The 14,213-nt window shown below is 44.6% G+C and carries 14 protein-coding genes and 1 pseudogene; 3 read left to right on the forward strand and 12 right to left on the reverse strand.

The window, feature by feature from the left end:
- Positions 1–158 precede the first annotated feature (158 nt).
- From htpG to AC6EJC_RS10075, 4 genes and pseudogenes are all read right to left on the reverse strand, one after another.
- A complete protein-coding gene (gene htpG, locus AC6EJC_RS10060; RefSeq protein ID WP_103048059.1) occupies positions 159–2,039 on the reverse strand; it encodes a molecular chaperone HtpG in 1,881 nt (626 codons plus the stop codon).
- Positions 2,040–2,231: 192 nt separating this feature from the next.
- A complete protein-coding gene (locus AC6EJC_RS10065; RefSeq protein ID WP_103048060.1) occupies positions 2,232–2,843 on the reverse strand; it encodes an SMI1/KNR4 family protein in 612 nt (203 codons plus the stop codon).
- 154 nt (positions 2,844–2,997) lie between these two features.
- Positions 2,998–4,013, reverse strand: a pseudogene (locus AC6EJC_RS10070) (hypothetical protein).
- 40 nt (positions 4,014–4,053) lie between these two features.
- Positions 4,054–4,539: a hypothetical protein gene (locus tag AC6EJC_RS10075; RefSeq protein WP_103048061.1), complete on the reverse strand. Its 486-nt coding sequence runs from the start codon at positions 4,537–4,539 to the stop codon at positions 4,054–4,056.
- 135 nt (positions 4,540–4,674) lie between these two features.
- Between AC6EJC_RS10075 and AC6EJC_RS10080 the strand changes: the two genes are divergently transcribed.
- The gene (locus AC6EJC_RS10080) at positions 4,675–5,805 is read left to right on the forward strand and encodes a phosphodiester glycosidase family protein (RefSeq protein ID WP_444953845.1); all 1,131 of its coding nucleotides are present in this window, start codon (positions 4,675–4,677) and stop codon (positions 5,803–5,805) included.
- Positions 5,806–5,937: 132 nt separating this feature from the next.
- On the opposite strand, the gene AC6EJC_RS10085 is transcribed toward AC6EJC_RS10080, so the two are convergent.
- The 3 genes from AC6EJC_RS10085 to AC6EJC_RS10095 all read right to left on the reverse strand — a co-directional run bounded on the left by AC6EJC_RS10085 (position 5,938) and on the right by AC6EJC_RS10095 (position 7,279).
- Positions 5,938–6,387 (reverse strand): DUF6386 family protein, encoded by a 450-nt coding sequence (locus AC6EJC_RS10085; protein WP_444953846.1) that lies wholly within the window; start codon positions 6,385–6,387, stop codon positions 5,938–5,940.
- A gap of 220 nt (positions 6,388–6,607) precedes the next feature.
- The gene (locus AC6EJC_RS10090) at positions 6,608–6,706 is read right to left on the reverse strand and encodes a hypothetical protein (RefSeq protein ID WP_014599622.1); all 99 of its coding nucleotides are present in this window, start codon (positions 6,704–6,706) and stop codon (positions 6,608–6,610) included.
- A 99-nt stretch (positions 6,707–6,805) separates the two neighbouring features.
- On the reverse strand, positions 6,806–7,279 hold the full coding sequence (locus tag AC6EJC_RS10095; protein WP_444953847.1) for a hypothetical protein: 474 nt from the start codon (positions 7,277–7,279) through the stop codon (positions 6,806–6,808).
- Positions 7,280–7,415: 136 nt separating this feature from the next.
- Here AC6EJC_RS10095 and AC6EJC_RS10100 point away from each other — a divergent pair, with 136 nt between their 5' ends.
- Positions 7,416–7,754, forward strand: coding sequence for a helix-turn-helix domain-containing protein (locus AC6EJC_RS10100; protein WP_444953848.1), 339 nt, complete (start codon positions 7,416–7,418; stop codon positions 7,752–7,754).
- A 162-nt stretch (positions 7,755–7,916) separates the two neighbouring features.
- Positions 7,917–9,308: a MocR-like pyridoxine biosynthesis transcription factor PdxR gene (pdxR, locus tag AC6EJC_RS10105; protein WP_190299004.1), complete on the forward strand. Its 1,392-nt coding sequence runs from the start codon at positions 7,917–7,919 to the stop codon at positions 9,306–9,308.
- On the opposite strand, the gene AC6EJC_RS10110 is transcribed toward pdxR, so the two are convergent.
- The 5 genes from AC6EJC_RS10110 to AC6EJC_RS10130 all read right to left on the reverse strand — a co-directional run bounded on the left by AC6EJC_RS10110 (position 9,303) and on the right by AC6EJC_RS10130 (position 14,198).
- Positions 9,303–10,154, reverse strand: a complete 852-nt coding sequence (locus tag AC6EJC_RS10110; RefSeq protein ID WP_180984570.1) for a DJ-1/PfpI family protein — start codon at positions 10,152–10,154, stop codon at positions 9,303–9,305. The genes pdxR and AC6EJC_RS10110 overlap by 6 nt on opposite strands.
- Positions 10,155–10,503: 349 nt before the next feature.
- A complete protein-coding gene (locus tag AC6EJC_RS10115; protein WP_444953900.1) occupies positions 10,504–10,761 on the reverse strand; it encodes a YciI family protein in 258 nt (85 codons plus the stop codon).
- 140 nt (positions 10,762–10,901) lie between these two features.
- Positions 10,902–11,753, reverse strand: a complete 852-nt coding sequence (locus AC6EJC_RS10120) for a GNAT family N-acetyltransferase (protein ID WP_444953849.1) — start codon at positions 11,751–11,753, stop codon at positions 10,902–10,904.
- Positions 11,754–12,032: 279 nt separating this feature from the next.
- Positions 12,033–13,172, reverse strand: a complete 1,140-nt coding sequence (locus tag AC6EJC_RS10125; protein ID WP_025719664.1) for a 5-methyltetrahydropteroyltriglutamate--homocysteine S-methyltransferase — start codon at positions 13,170–13,172, stop codon at positions 12,033–12,035.
- A gap of 123 nt (positions 13,173–13,295) precedes the next feature.
- Positions 13,296–14,198, reverse strand: a complete 903-nt coding sequence (locus AC6EJC_RS10130; RefSeq protein ID WP_444953850.1) for a LysR family transcriptional regulator — start codon at positions 14,196–14,198, stop codon at positions 13,296–13,298.
- Between the last annotated feature and the right edge of the window lie 15 nt (positions 14,199–14,213).

Genomic DNA, 14,213 nt, shown 5'->3' on the forward strand with positions numbered 1-14,213 from the left:
TAATCGCCCTCCTTTGTATTGAGTATAGCCAGCATAGTGTGGGGCCTGTCCCCTTCTTCTGTATTCGCTATATGACCTATTATGGAGATTTAAGAAGTGTTTATGATAAATAAAGCCGCCCCCGGTACGGGAACGGCTCTATACAGTAATAAAGCTTGTTAAACCATGATTTTGCAAATATCGTTCGTGAATTCAACCGGATCTTGCAGCGGCAAGCCTTCGATCAGTAAAGCCTGATTATACAATAATGCCGTATAGAGGTTTACCTTCTCCTTATCTTCGGCAAAAGCTTCTTTCAAAGAGTTGAACACCGCATGGTTTACGTTGATTTCCAGCACTTTATTTGCTTTGACATCGGCGTTATTAGGCATAGCGTTCAAGATTTTCTCCATCTCAATCGTCACTTCGCCGTCTGCGGACAGACATACCGGATGTGTCTTCAAGCGCTTGGAGGCTTTAACACTGGATACCTTGCCTTCCAGCAAGCCCTTCATGTACTCGAACAACTCTTTGTTGTCGTTTTGTTCCGCTTCTGTTTCTTTCTCATTTTCGTCAGACTCAATGCCCAGATCGCCGCTCGATACAGATTTGAATTCTTTCTCTTTGTAGCTTAAGAGCATTTTAATAGCGAACTCATCAATATCATCGGTGAAGTACAGAATTTCGTAGCCTTTGTCAGCCACCATTTCGGTTTGCGGCAGTTTTTCAATACGCTCATTGGACTCCCCGGAAGCATAATAAATATACTTCTGATCCTCTGGCATACGCGATACGTATTCGTCCAAAGTAACCTGCTTTTTCTCTGTAGAAGAGTAGAACATGAGCAGATCCTGCAGAGTTTCTTTATGTCTGCCGTAATCGTTGTAGACACCAAATTTTAATTGTCTGCCAAATGATTTGTAGAATTGATCATATTTCTCCCGGTCATTTTTGAGCAAGGTCAGCAATTGGCCTTTGATTTTGCTTTCGATATTTTTGGCAATCAGCTTCAGCTGGCGGTCATGCTGCAGCATTTCTCTGGAAATGTTGAGCGACAGACTTTCGGAGTCGACCATACCTTTGACAAAGCTAAAATAATCCGGCAGCAGGTCAGGAGATTTTTCCATAATCAGCACACCGTTGGCATACAACTCCAACCCTTTTTCATACTCCTTCGAGTAGAAATCAAACGGGATATTTTCAGGAATAAACAGAATAGCTTGGTACACTACCGCGCCATCCGCGCTGACGTGGATATGCTGGAGCGGCTTGTCGTAGCCATAGCGTTTTTCCGCATAGAAATTTTGATAATCCTCGTCGGTCAGCTCGCTTTTGTTTTTTCTCCAGATAGGAACCATGCTGTTGATACGCTGTTCTTCTTCGTAATCCTCGAACTCGTTGTCGCTTCCCTCTTTCAGACGCTTGCCTGTAATATCCATTTTAATCGGATAGCGGATAAAGTCGGAGTATTTTTTAATCAGTGCTTTTAAACGATACTCGTCCAAATATTCGTCGTAGGACTCATCTTCGGTGTTTGCCTTGATTTTCAGAACGATCTCGGTTCCGACCTCGTCCTTCTCAGCCGCCTCAATGGTATACCCGTCTGCACCTGTGGATTCCCATTTATATGCAGTATCGCTTCCCAAAGCCTTGGTAGTCACTGTAACCACATCGGCTACCATAAAAGCTGAATAGAAACCGACGCCGAATTGACCGATGATGTCATGACCATCCTTGGATTCATTTTCATTTTTGAATGCCAGTGAGCCGCTTTTAGCAATAACACCCAGGTTATTTTCTAGTTCTTCCTTGGTCATACCAATTCCGGTATCACGCAGGGTTAGCGTTCTGTTATCCTTATCGGCAGTTACTTTGATATAGTAATTTTCTTTATCAAAGACCAATTGATCATCTGTTAGTGCTTTGTAATAAATTTTGTCAATCGCATCACTTGCATTGGAGATCAGCTCTCTTAGGAAAATTTCCTTTTGCGTGTAAATCGAGTTAATCATCATTTCGAGCAGACGCTTGGACTCAGCCTGAAACTGTTTTTTCTCCATTCGGATATCTCCTTTCAGATATGAACCTATGTAAGGCCAGCGGATATGAGCTATGCAAACGATTCAACTTTGTTAGCACTCCCATCATTCGAGTGCTAGCCTACCTTTTTTATATCATTCCTCATTTTTTATGTCAATATCTCGGTTGGCTGAGCAGTAAAATTCCATTTCAGGAAATCGCTAGTGTCCGATCTACTTAAACATAACGTTAAACAATTCGACAGAAGATGGAAACAGCCCCTGCACATGGGGAAGCAGATTACTCCTGATCCGCAGCTCATCCTCGTCCAAATGCTGTAGATCCTCATGAAAAAACCAAACAATAGGATAATCGCCGTCCTTATGTCTGCTGCCTGCATTTAAACAAACGGGACCCTGGTCGTCCTCTGCTATCGCAAAAGGAATGTAGCCTGCTGACAGCAGAGGTGACCATTGATCGATCAACTCATAAAATGCCTTTAAGCCTTGACCTACAGGTAGACGTGGAAACTCAACAAACGTACAATCGCTCCAGTATACCCCCGGAATGGATTCATTATCGAATTGTAAAGACACATAATGGTAAGACATGATAAAACTTCTCAGCAGGGGCGGCAGCTCAAAATGGTAGGTTTCCTCCATCTCCCGAACTTCCTGTTCTGTAATCTGTGAAGGAAGAGGTTTCCACTTGATCCATCCCTCCTCGTCGACGTCCCCATCACGCATTTCGAAGGGTACATTTTCTTCCACATCCATAAAAAAGGCTTCATCCATCTGTGCAAATAATTCCTTCATGGATGTGCGAATATCCGCTTTCTTGTCCATGTTCTCACACCTCGTTCCTCTCTATTAGTATTTTAAATCAGGGGTTTATGCCAAATGCCCCTCTATATGAAAATAGCATTGTAATCATGTGCTACTACATTTTAAGTTCAGCTTATCAGAACTTGCTATTATCACCATTTGCGGAATATTAGTATTACCAGCGCAATGGCTCATAGTTACGCCAGATCATCCAACGCTCTGTCTCGTGAATTGGAGCGGTACCAATGCTATATTCATCCTTTGTGCCGCTCTGCAAATCAATCAAATGAAGCATACCGCCATACGTTCCAACCGCCAACTTGCCTTCATCGGGTGTAACTGCCCGCCCGGATATCGTACTGCCGACAAAATAGCGCCAAAGTTCACGACCCTCCCTGTCAATCAGACGGAGATAACCGTAGGCATACCCAAAATAGATCCTTGTGTCAGCGCTGTTGCGGCGTATACTCGCATTTCTTCATTCATCATCGGCCATTCTTCCTTATTCTGAGCAAGACCCTGTTCACCTCAGCAATCGACACTTGAATGGTGGCACCGTTGTAGAAATGACAGGCATTATACCAGACGTCCAGATCATCTTTGGAAAATAGAGCATAATGCGGATAACTGGAACTTGGCTCAAATATATGCACCGTCTTATTGGACAGATCCATAAGCATATGCTCACTCATCTGGCTGCCGTAAGCAATCCAGCGTCCATCCTTCGACACAGCTCCATGCGCCATATCCACAATCGTATCTTTCAGTTCTTGTTCTCTCCGTTCAGACGCCTTGGGATGGATCAAGTCCACCCGATCACCACCCAGCAAATAAACGCCATAACCGCAGACCAACAGAAGTCGCTGTCCATCCCCAAACGGAATCACTTCATCTAGTACATCCAGCCATCGGCCTAACGGCTTGCAAAGCCTCCTCGAACGCTGGTGTAAGCGGCCAAGATGCCGCCGGAATCTCCCGACGTAACTGCTCCGTTTCCCCAACCTGATTAGCTTCCTGAATCATACGAAAAATATCTCTGGCCAGCTTGGAGCGCTCGTCCTGCTTCGGTTCTGACTGCTCCTGCTGCCATTCACTTTCCATGCCGACTCTGACAAATTCATTTACATCTGCAGCATACCTTTTCCCTTCCTGTCGCCACTTAGCTGCCATTTCATGATTCAACCAACTCATTCTGCTTCCCCCATTCAACCGTATGTATGTTCCGTTTGTTCTACAGGCTTCGTTCATTCCGTAGGTGGTTTCCCACCTTCGTCAGCACAGACCACAAGTCTGTCACTACCTTCACCTCTTCATAGTCCAGATAAGCATCGCGCTTGTCATAATATTTTACCGCCACAATCACCATCTGAAGCGTCACAGGCTGTCCGGCAGCCTTAAGGACTTCTACAATACTCTCAAAGGTCGCCAGCTCGAACCAGGTTTGAACCTGACGATCTGATATCCACACGGGAATATACTCGTCCTGTTCGTTGGTTACGGCTGTACCATCCTCTGCACATTCCTCCAGCCAATGCTCATCCAAATAATAAATCGGTGTGTGAACAGGAGCCTGATCCCATTGATCCACGTTCACATATAACCAGTTATTATGCAGTTGCCCCACGCTACGCACCAATTCCTGCAATCCTTCAAATACACGATAAGACGGGCGCTCTCTGCGACGATAATCCTCAAGTCTCGTCTCATACCTGCTCATCTCCAGCCCACCCCGTTTCTTTATATCAACTGAACACTCAAAATTCGCATAACATACATTTACAACTCATAAAACCCGATATAAGTACAAGCACCTCGTAAAGTGTCAAGACTACATAAGGAGATTGATCTATTCATGAAAAGAATCACCGCACTTGTTATCCTGTCCATGCTATTACTTGTATCCCCGATCTACGCTGCTGCCCAAGCACCTATGCTGGTCTATGTGGACCAGAGTAACCATTCCTTCATCCCGCTTCGCCTCCTGAACAGCTATGAAGGGATCACACTCAACATGACGGCAGCGGACAAAAAAATAGAAATTGCGCAAGGCAATACCCGGCTCACATTATTTATGGGACAATCTACTGCCAAAGTGAATGATCAGACGATCCGTTTGCAAAATGCTCCTTTTACCGATAACGGTTCTACCTATGTACCCTTGCAGTTCATCAGTCAATATCTAAACCTGCAGGTCTCATGGCAAAAGGAAACCTCAGCTGTACGCATTAAGCAGGGTACAACGTCCGTCACGCTTCCGGTACTTACCGGTAAGCTACCCGGAAATACTACACCCATTACGACGGCTCATAAAAGCTTCAAGGTCGGATCTCGTACCTTTTCCGCTAAGGTGGTCACCATCTCTATGCTCCATCCCAAGGTGAACCTGGACGTGGCGCTTGCAGGCGATACTATCGGCAAAGTGGAGGATTTAAGCAGTCTCGCCAAACGCAATCAAGCGGTTGTAGCCATAAATGGTACATTCTTTGACGCCTATACCAAAAGCTCCTACAAAACACCTTACGGCTACCTGGTCAGCCACAAAAAGATGTTGAAAAAAAGCTCCGGCGACCAGCGAACGGTCTTCACCTATGATGCTAACCATTTAGCCGAGCTGGTTTCGGGTTCCGCCTTTGAACAACGGTTAAGCCAAGGCAGCGTCGAAGGTGCCCTTCAAGCCGGACCTCGTCTGGTCACGAACGGACAGATCTCCCTGAATGTCAAAGCCGAAGGCTTCAAGGACCCTAAAATATTAACAGGCGGCGGCGCCCGCAGCGCACTCGGAATTAGTCGGGATCATAAGCTGATCCTCCTGACCACAAGCGGAGCGACTATTCCGCAGCTCGCCCAAATGATGAAGCAGGCTGGCGCTTATCAGGCCATGAATCTGGACGGCGGTGCTTCCAGCGGGCTGTATTACAACGGCTCCTACCTCACCACACCCGGCCGCCAAATCAGCAATGCCATTATTGTAAAGTATCAATAGTCGGATGAAGGGCTGTCTTCATGGATGTGTAATCCGTGAAGATAGCCTTTTTCCATTTTCTCTGGTTCCGGTTGTTCCGTCCTCCACCTGTTCAGGCAGCTTGTCCAGGCCGTTACGGGTTGATCCTGCAACCTACAATCGAATCAGACTTGTAAAGCTATTGCTGCCTTCGCTTCTTTTCATTAAAGAAAGGTAAATACGGTTGTTTTCTCTGCTCGCCAAGCATTCATAAAGTCCGGGTTGCACAGAAAGGAATGTCCCTCCCCATACACATTCAGGCTCCAGTCCACCACTTGTGGCTTCCTCCCCTGCTCCAATAAATAGGTTGCCTGTGGGAACCTTCAAAAACAGCCGCACAGCAGGCTTGTCAATATGATCTGTCATCAAAACCTCATAGGTCCCGTCCGCTCCCAGATTCAAAAAAGCTACATTTCCTTTGTTCAACTCGCCCAGCTCGTCCTCTTCGATAGACCACCAATCCGGATCATCGTCCAAACGATGCTTAAGTGCTTGCGTATCAAATAGACAAAGAGTCGCCGTATCTGTTGTAAATTGAAATGGACTGCTTGCCGTATTCATCATGCGATCCTCCTGATTTTGGTCAGCGAATTTCCGTTTTCCCGCGTCTTTCGCTATCCGTATTGCCATATGCTTGAGGGAAAATCTCCCTGTATGTAAAGTATAACAATGCTTGCAGGGCCAGACAACATGTTGGGCCAACACCCATTCTGCATAAAAAAACCTCTCTCACGATGTCGTGAAAGAAGGCCGATTTGTGGATTTAAGCGATGCTAACCTGCTGTTAAATCAGAAAAGACTTAGTAATAATTACCAGCAAAATGAACAATACCAAAATCGCTCCTGTGGATGTCCATGCTCCACCGTAACCTACTTCACCCATGTCTGAATCCCTCCTTGCGCTAAAGCATACTCTTATCGTATGAAGAAAAGCCGATTACGACAGGGCGCATTGGCAAGTTTATTTGGCCGGATAGCCTTCTCAGAAAATAGACTGATACGGCTTGGATGGATCGCTAATGACTCGTGATGATAACTGGGAGAGAATGTCGTCCGTTCTTCGCAGTAACCTGCTCACATCCTTGTTTCTCATCTTTTGAAGGAGCGGGGTTTCTAGCTGGGATGAAAGAAATTGAGTGGTGCCTATAAATACGACAACATCCAATCCCGGATTGGTTTCGGTATGTAATAAGTGCAGCAGATCAGTCATGGACAGGAATTCCGGAGGGAAAAAGCTGTTGTTCTCTTTCATATATAGAGCTTTCAGCATGGAGGTTAATGCCCAGTCACACAGGATAATGCAGCATTGGAGCTGGTTGTGCTTTTGCAGGATTTGGGCTAGTTTCATGTGGTATTGAGCTAGAGTGTGGAAATCGGTTATTGAATTATGTAGGTGTTGTGCGGGTCTGGATGGTTGGGTGGAACTTAGAATAAAGGTAGAAGGAGCTTCTTTCATATCTATTCCTCCAGAGAATTTCAATATTAGTCTTATTATACACCCTTTTGATACAAATTGATATCAATGATGATATTCAACCAATGTTTGGTGTGTAAAAACTTGTCTACACTTTTTAATTAGTGAGGTGTAGCTGATGCAGGATAAAGAAGTATTAAAGCTGGTTGGTGCCAGAATACGTGTTTTGCGGAAAGAAAAAGGTCTTTCTCAAGAGGCTCTGGGGGAAAAAGGCGGATTTCATTTTTCATACATAGGACAGATCGAGCGAGGAGAAAAGAACGTATCTTTGCTAAACGTGGCTAAAATCGCAAAGGCATTAGATGTAAACCTGATTCAACTTTTTTCATATGTAAGCGAGGACCCAAAAATCGTGGAATCTGATGAAGATATTATAGAAATTATTACGATGCTCAAAAAGTCGAGTCCAGAGAAAGTGCGCTTGGCGAGGAATGTGATAAGGGAAATTATCAACTAAGAAGATTTCCCAAAAAATTATGGGAGTAAAATAAACCCAATGTAAAATTGGGCAACCCCATGTATTTTTCTATAAGAAAGGATGTGTTTCTCAACGCCTTTGTGTTTACACACAGGCTTTTACCCTTGCCGTCACGCGGCATTTTCTATAAGGAGGCCCATAATGTACTTACTGGATGCAAAAAGTAAAAAACCGCTCTACCAACAACTCTACCAACAAATGCGCACCAAAATTCTAAGCGGTGAACTCAGCGCGCAGGCCAAACTGCCTTCCAGCCGCCGCCTCGCGACCGAGCTTCATATCAGTAGAAATACGGTGGACACCACCTATCAGCAACTCTTATCCGAAGGCTATATTGTTGGCAAAAGCCGTAGCGGCTATTACGTAGAAACACTCCCTAACACTAAATTCTCCGCGTATGCAGATAATGTTCCGGACACGCCTCCCAGTCAATCGCAGCCGGACGGAATTTTATACGATTTCCGGTACGGCAATTTGAGCCCGCAGACCTTTCCGTTTCCGCAATGGCAGCGGTTAACTAACCTCTGTCTGCGACAGGACAAAGAACAATTCTTGAACTACAGTAACTTCATGGGTGAACCCGGACTACGCAATGAACTGGTGAAGTATTTGCATGAATACCGGGATGTCCGGTGTACAGCCGACCAAATATTGATTACTTCTGGAACTATCCATTGTCTTATGATTATCTGTCAGCTCCTCCGAACTGTGGCGAACACCATTGCCATGGAAGATCCGGGTTTCACCGCCGCCCACTCGACTTTTACCAATTACGGCTTTCAGGTACCACTCATTCCGGTTAACAGCCACGGTCTCAATGTCAAAGCATTACGGACCACTACCGCCCAGGCTGTCTATGTGACACCCTCGCATCAATTCCCTACAGGCCGCATTATGTCCATAACTAGGCGTCTACAGCTTATTGACTGGGCCTATGAACAGGAGGCTCTGATTATTGAAGATGACTATGACTGCCACCTGCTCTATGACGTAAAACCAGCACCGGCTCTGCAGGGATTGGCGCCAGATAAAGTAATCTACATCGGCAGTTTTTCTAAAATCCTTTCGCCTTCCCTTAGGGTTGCGTATGCGGTATTGCCGAAAAACTTGGTGCGGCACCTGCAGCAGACAACCAAAAACTATGCCTGCTCAGTGCCCCTGCTCATCCAAAAACCTCTGGAACGGTTCTTACAGGAAAATCTTTTTGAAAGTCACTTGCGGAAAATGCTCCGTCAGTTTAAGAAAAAGCGAGAGATATTGCTACGTGCGCTACAGGAGCACTTCGGCGACACCGTTACAATATCCGGAGTAAATGCCGGTCTTCATATCCTGTTGCATCTAAATCAGCCGGTGTCCTCACGGAACCTAGTAGCCAAGGCGGCCCAGGCCGGTGTATATATCCACGGTGACAATCTCTGGGTGGAATCCTCACCCGGGACAACGGCCCGTGTTCTTTTGGGCTTCGGTGCCATTGCAAACGAGGATATCGACCCGGCTGTCCGCCTGTTGCGCCAGGCCTGGCTTGAATTATAGTTGAAATGATGACTCAATAGCCCCTACCGGACACAACCCGGCACACGGTCCTATGCCGACACACCGTTCCACTTGAATATGAAACTGTGTTTCGCCTTCCACAACCGCACTGAATGGACAATTTTTCGCGCACTTGCCGCATTTGATGCATCTATTGGTAATTGTACGATGTACAGGCAGACCGGCCAGTTTTCTTTGTATACTTTTCCAAGCGTTCCCATATTCCAGTGCCTCGCCTGCTTTTAAAAGGGCATTGCCTCCGGCTGTTTTATAGACGATATGCATTGCTGCATCGTATCCGGCTGTAACCCCGGCTGCCGTGATAATATGGCCGTTGTCAACAAACCGCTCATCTTTCTTCAGCATTATTGTAGGTTCAATAGCCAATAACTTATCAAAAGCCAGATGATGTGTTGTCGCCGACAGCCCGCTAAGGAGCCCTGTCTTGGCCAGTAATACAGCCCCAGTACACACGGATAAGGTAATAGCCGCGTTTTTACTCTGATCCTCCAGCCAGCTAATTACATTGACATTGGCTAAAAGTTCCTCTGTTATTGCGCCGCCGGGAATAACTAAAATGTCGATCTCGGGGCAATCATTAAAATCGTATTCTGCCCTAACAACTAATCCCCCAATTAGTCCCCCCGCCATAGCGCGCAGATCTTTTTTAGTTTCACTGACAGTAAACACGTTATACAGGGTACGCGCTGTCTGATACATAGTCGGCTTTTTGGCCGAGACATAATCCACAGCGGAAAACACCTCATAAGGGCCAATATAATCGGTTGTATCAGCACCATCAAACAAAAATATGCCTACTCTCAAGGGTAATTCATTATTACTCATTGCCAGAACCTCCAACATATATTTATCCGTGCACGTGATACTTATATCAAATCATGTAAACTGTCTTTTACAAAAGAGCCAGATTTCAAGAAATGAAAGAGGCCAGTATTCAAATTCGAACCAAAGACCAAGGGGAGGCAGCCATCATTATTTCTCCTGCCGCTATTCCTTGTCAGCAGATCTGTGGGCAATCTCTTGGGAAATAAAAAAAGGGCCATGCTTTTCATTTTCAGAAAATCATAGTCCTCATTTTTTATTCAATACCAGAAAGACACTCCGGCGTGCCTTCTTTTCAGCCCGCATCCCTTTTCATATTCGATCACTTATGATCACTCTTCGCAGATGAAATTTAACGCAACAGCCATTCCTTTATTGTCGATGTGGAAGAGCCGTTTTGAATGAGCGGATCTAAATTCCCAATCTTTGTCGCCTCATCAAGTGACGCTGCTTTTATTAAATAGGCTCCTCCCGTTGCATCGCTAAATGGACCATACATTTCAAGAAGCTCCTCTTTTTTCAACTTTTCCAGATGGTCATAGTGTCCTTTGATATCATTAGCATCGAACTTGTTTGTTCGTGTAGTAATTAATAAAAAGTAGCTACTGATTTCCCCTCCATATTTCCCTTGTAATAAAAATCCAGCATCACTGATCAACAAAATGAATATCAATTCATTTATCAAACCTATATTTAACATTTATCTCAATAGCAAATCATGCTGTATGAAACCATTACCGCAAATTAATATTATTTTGGCAAACGGTAATATGGTATTCTTGTCGCTTCCTCAAATCCCAATTTATGGGCAAGCTTTCTAGATCCTATATTTCCGGAATTACATGACCAAACCGGTTTATAACCATTAGCAATACAATAATCAATTAATTCTGCACATACGATGGAACCGAAACCTGAACCTTGATTTCTTTCATTGGTTTCAATTCCTATTTCAAGCCTATCACCTATTGTAAAGGCTGCAAATGCAGTAGAAGCAGGAAAATCGTTCTCCAAAATTAAAGTGAAACCTATTCCGTTTTTCATGAAGTCACTGTAATTGTTCCAGAAGTACTTTGGCACTACACTCCCATCCAATTGATTAAAAATAGTTTCGGAGGTTGTTACAATTTTGTGGTTCTCATTTGTTAGCTTCTTTTTAAACGCTAAAAACTTTTCCTTATTAAAACTAAAATTTATTCTTTGATATTCTAGAACCTTGGTATCTTCTTCCGCTGAAAATGATTTTTTATATGGTTCATCAGGGTTCTTTTTGATTAGATTGCTTCCTAAAATAGCATCTATTTTTGAATATAGTGAAGCAGGATATACTTGCAGCCATTCAAATTCGTTCCTGACATTTTGGACATTAAGCATATGAGATACCAGCTGCACATAAAAATCCTCCCTGTTAGTTTCTCCATAAAGCAAGGCCATTCTATAAGGATGCTGAATAAAAAATGAAGCAGGAGAAGCCTCTTCATCAATAAATACCTTCCCTTCCACCTTTCCTTCCAAAACAGATAAAGCAAACATGGTATTTATATCTGCAGATTGAATGATGGGTATTACTTTTTTATAATTCCGGATATCTAACAATTTCATCTTATTTAATCTTCCTTTCTGAATTATTTCACCAGTCAAGAGAACCAGACAATAAATAGTTAGCTTAATTTTACATTTTAATATACAATAACGAAAAAAACAGCCCAAAATAACATTCGGATTGGCTCTTCTTCACAATTTTATATTGCTGATGATGTAGAGCAAAATCTTAGACTTAGGAGACTTGGTCAGTTTTAGCAGGTTCTCAAACAAAAAACACGCCCATAAATGGCGTGTTTTTCATCATACATGAATCTCTCCAATCCAACTCCCCTAACCTTACTTCCAAATCTCGTCCGCAATCTCTTTAATGAAAGCAAGCTTTTTCCACTGCTGCTCTTCTGTCAGAATATTGCCCTCTTCTGTCGAAGCAAAGCCGCATTGTGGGCTGAGGCAGATGTGGTTGATGTCGACAAATTGAGTCGCTTCCTTAATGCGGTTAATGACCGTCTGCTTGTCTTCCAGTTCACCCGTTTTGGAGGAAACGAGACCCAGTACGACCTGCTTTTGATCTTTCAGATGCTTAAGCGGTGTGAAATCACCTGCACGGTCGGTATCGAATTCGAGATAGTAGCCGTCGATGTTGTCGATGCCGAACAGGGTTTCGGCAACTGGCTCATAGCCGCCAGAAGATGCCCAGGTGGAATGGTAGTTACCACGGCATACGTGGGTCGTAACGACCAAATCGGCTGGGAGATCCTTCACCGTTTCCTGATTCACGCGGGCGAACAGCTTTTTGGTATCTTCCACATTCTCACCCGCATGTTGTCTGGCTTCCCAATAGTTTTTATCGCAGAGCATCCCCCATGTGCAATCATCCAGTTGCAAGCTGCGGCAGCCCTCATTGTACAACGCTTGAATCACGGATTTGTAGGCTTTGGCGATATCCGTCACCAGCTCATCCAGATTGCTGTAGTACGTATCCGTTGTTTCTTTATTTTCGCCACGCAACAACTCGGCCAGGAACTGCGCAGGTGCCGGAATCGTTTGGCGCGCAATGGCATCCTCACCTGCTACTTGCTTCAGGAATTTGAAATCTTCAATGAAAGGATGACGGGAATGTCCGATTTTACCGGACAAGCGTGCGGTTTCCGCTCTTGTTTCCACACCTTGGAATTGGTAGCCGTTCGAAAGCTGTACCTTTTCCACGCCGTCCAGCCCCCACATAAAATCAAGATGCCACCAAGAGCGTCTGAATTCACCGTCCGTCACGGCTTGAAGTCCTACGGATTTTTGCTTTTCTACTAGCTTGATAATTTCGTTATCTTCAATCTTTCTCAGCTCGTCCGCAGAGATTTCATTATTTTGAAATTGAATTCTGGCGTCTTTAATCGCTTGCGGGCGCAGAAAGCTGCCGACCATATCGTGTCTAAAAGGGGTCACTTTACGTTGGGATGCATTGTCAAGGATGCTGCTCATTAGGGTTATCTCCTTTTTCGCTTCTGTAGTGAAGTTCTTGTAAGAAAGATAACATACAATTCCAGTTATAAGGTAACTCCAATAAACTATAGCTAGTTATAGCCTGAAGCTATACCCAACCTTTTATTCCCCTATCGCCTCATGCAGCGCTTCTACATAGACGGTGGCCAGCTTGGAGAGCGCAGTGTTTTTATGACAAATCCATCCCACATTAATAGACTCATCACATTCCAGAGGGACGGAAATAATTTCGTTACCGTTCAGATCCGCACTGATGACCCCGGTAGAAATGGTATAGCCGTTCAAGCCAATGAGCAAATTAAAAAGGGTCGCCCGGTCATTGACACGAATGCTTTTGGGATGTGACAACGTACTGAGAATTTCCTCGGAGAAGTGAAAGGAATTGTACTCCCCTTGCTCAAAGGACAGGTATGGATAAGGATGAAGCTGGTCAATAGTCACGATAGACTGCCGGGATAGCGGATTATTGGTACTGATAAATATATGAGGCTTGGCCGTAAACAGGCTGTTGAATTGCAGATTTGCATCTTTTAGCAGCTTGTTAATGACCTTGGCGTTAAATTCGTTCAGATACAGGATTCCGATCTCACTGCGCAAGCTTTTGACATCCTGTATGATTTCATGGGTTTTGGTCTCCCGTAAAGCCAGTTCATACTCATCTTGGCCATATTGATTCACCAGATTCACAAATGCATTTACAGCAAAAGCGTAATGCTGCGTGGACACAGCAAAATGCTGTGGTGAAGGCTTGGCATCCAGATAGCGACTTTCCAACAGCTCCGCCTGCTCAACGACCTGACGTGCATAACCGAGGAATTCCACACCTTCCTTGGACAAAGAAATCCCTTTATTGGTACGCTCAAAAATGGTGATATGAATTTCTTCCTCCAGATCGCGAATCGCGTTCGACAGACTGGGCTGGGAAATGAACAACCGCTTCGCCGCCTCATTCATGGAACCGCGATTGGCAACCTCGATGACATATTTTAATTGTTGTAAGGTCAATGCATGATGTCCTTT

The sequence above is a fragment of the Paenibacillus sp. TY11 genome (assembly GCF_059772165.1).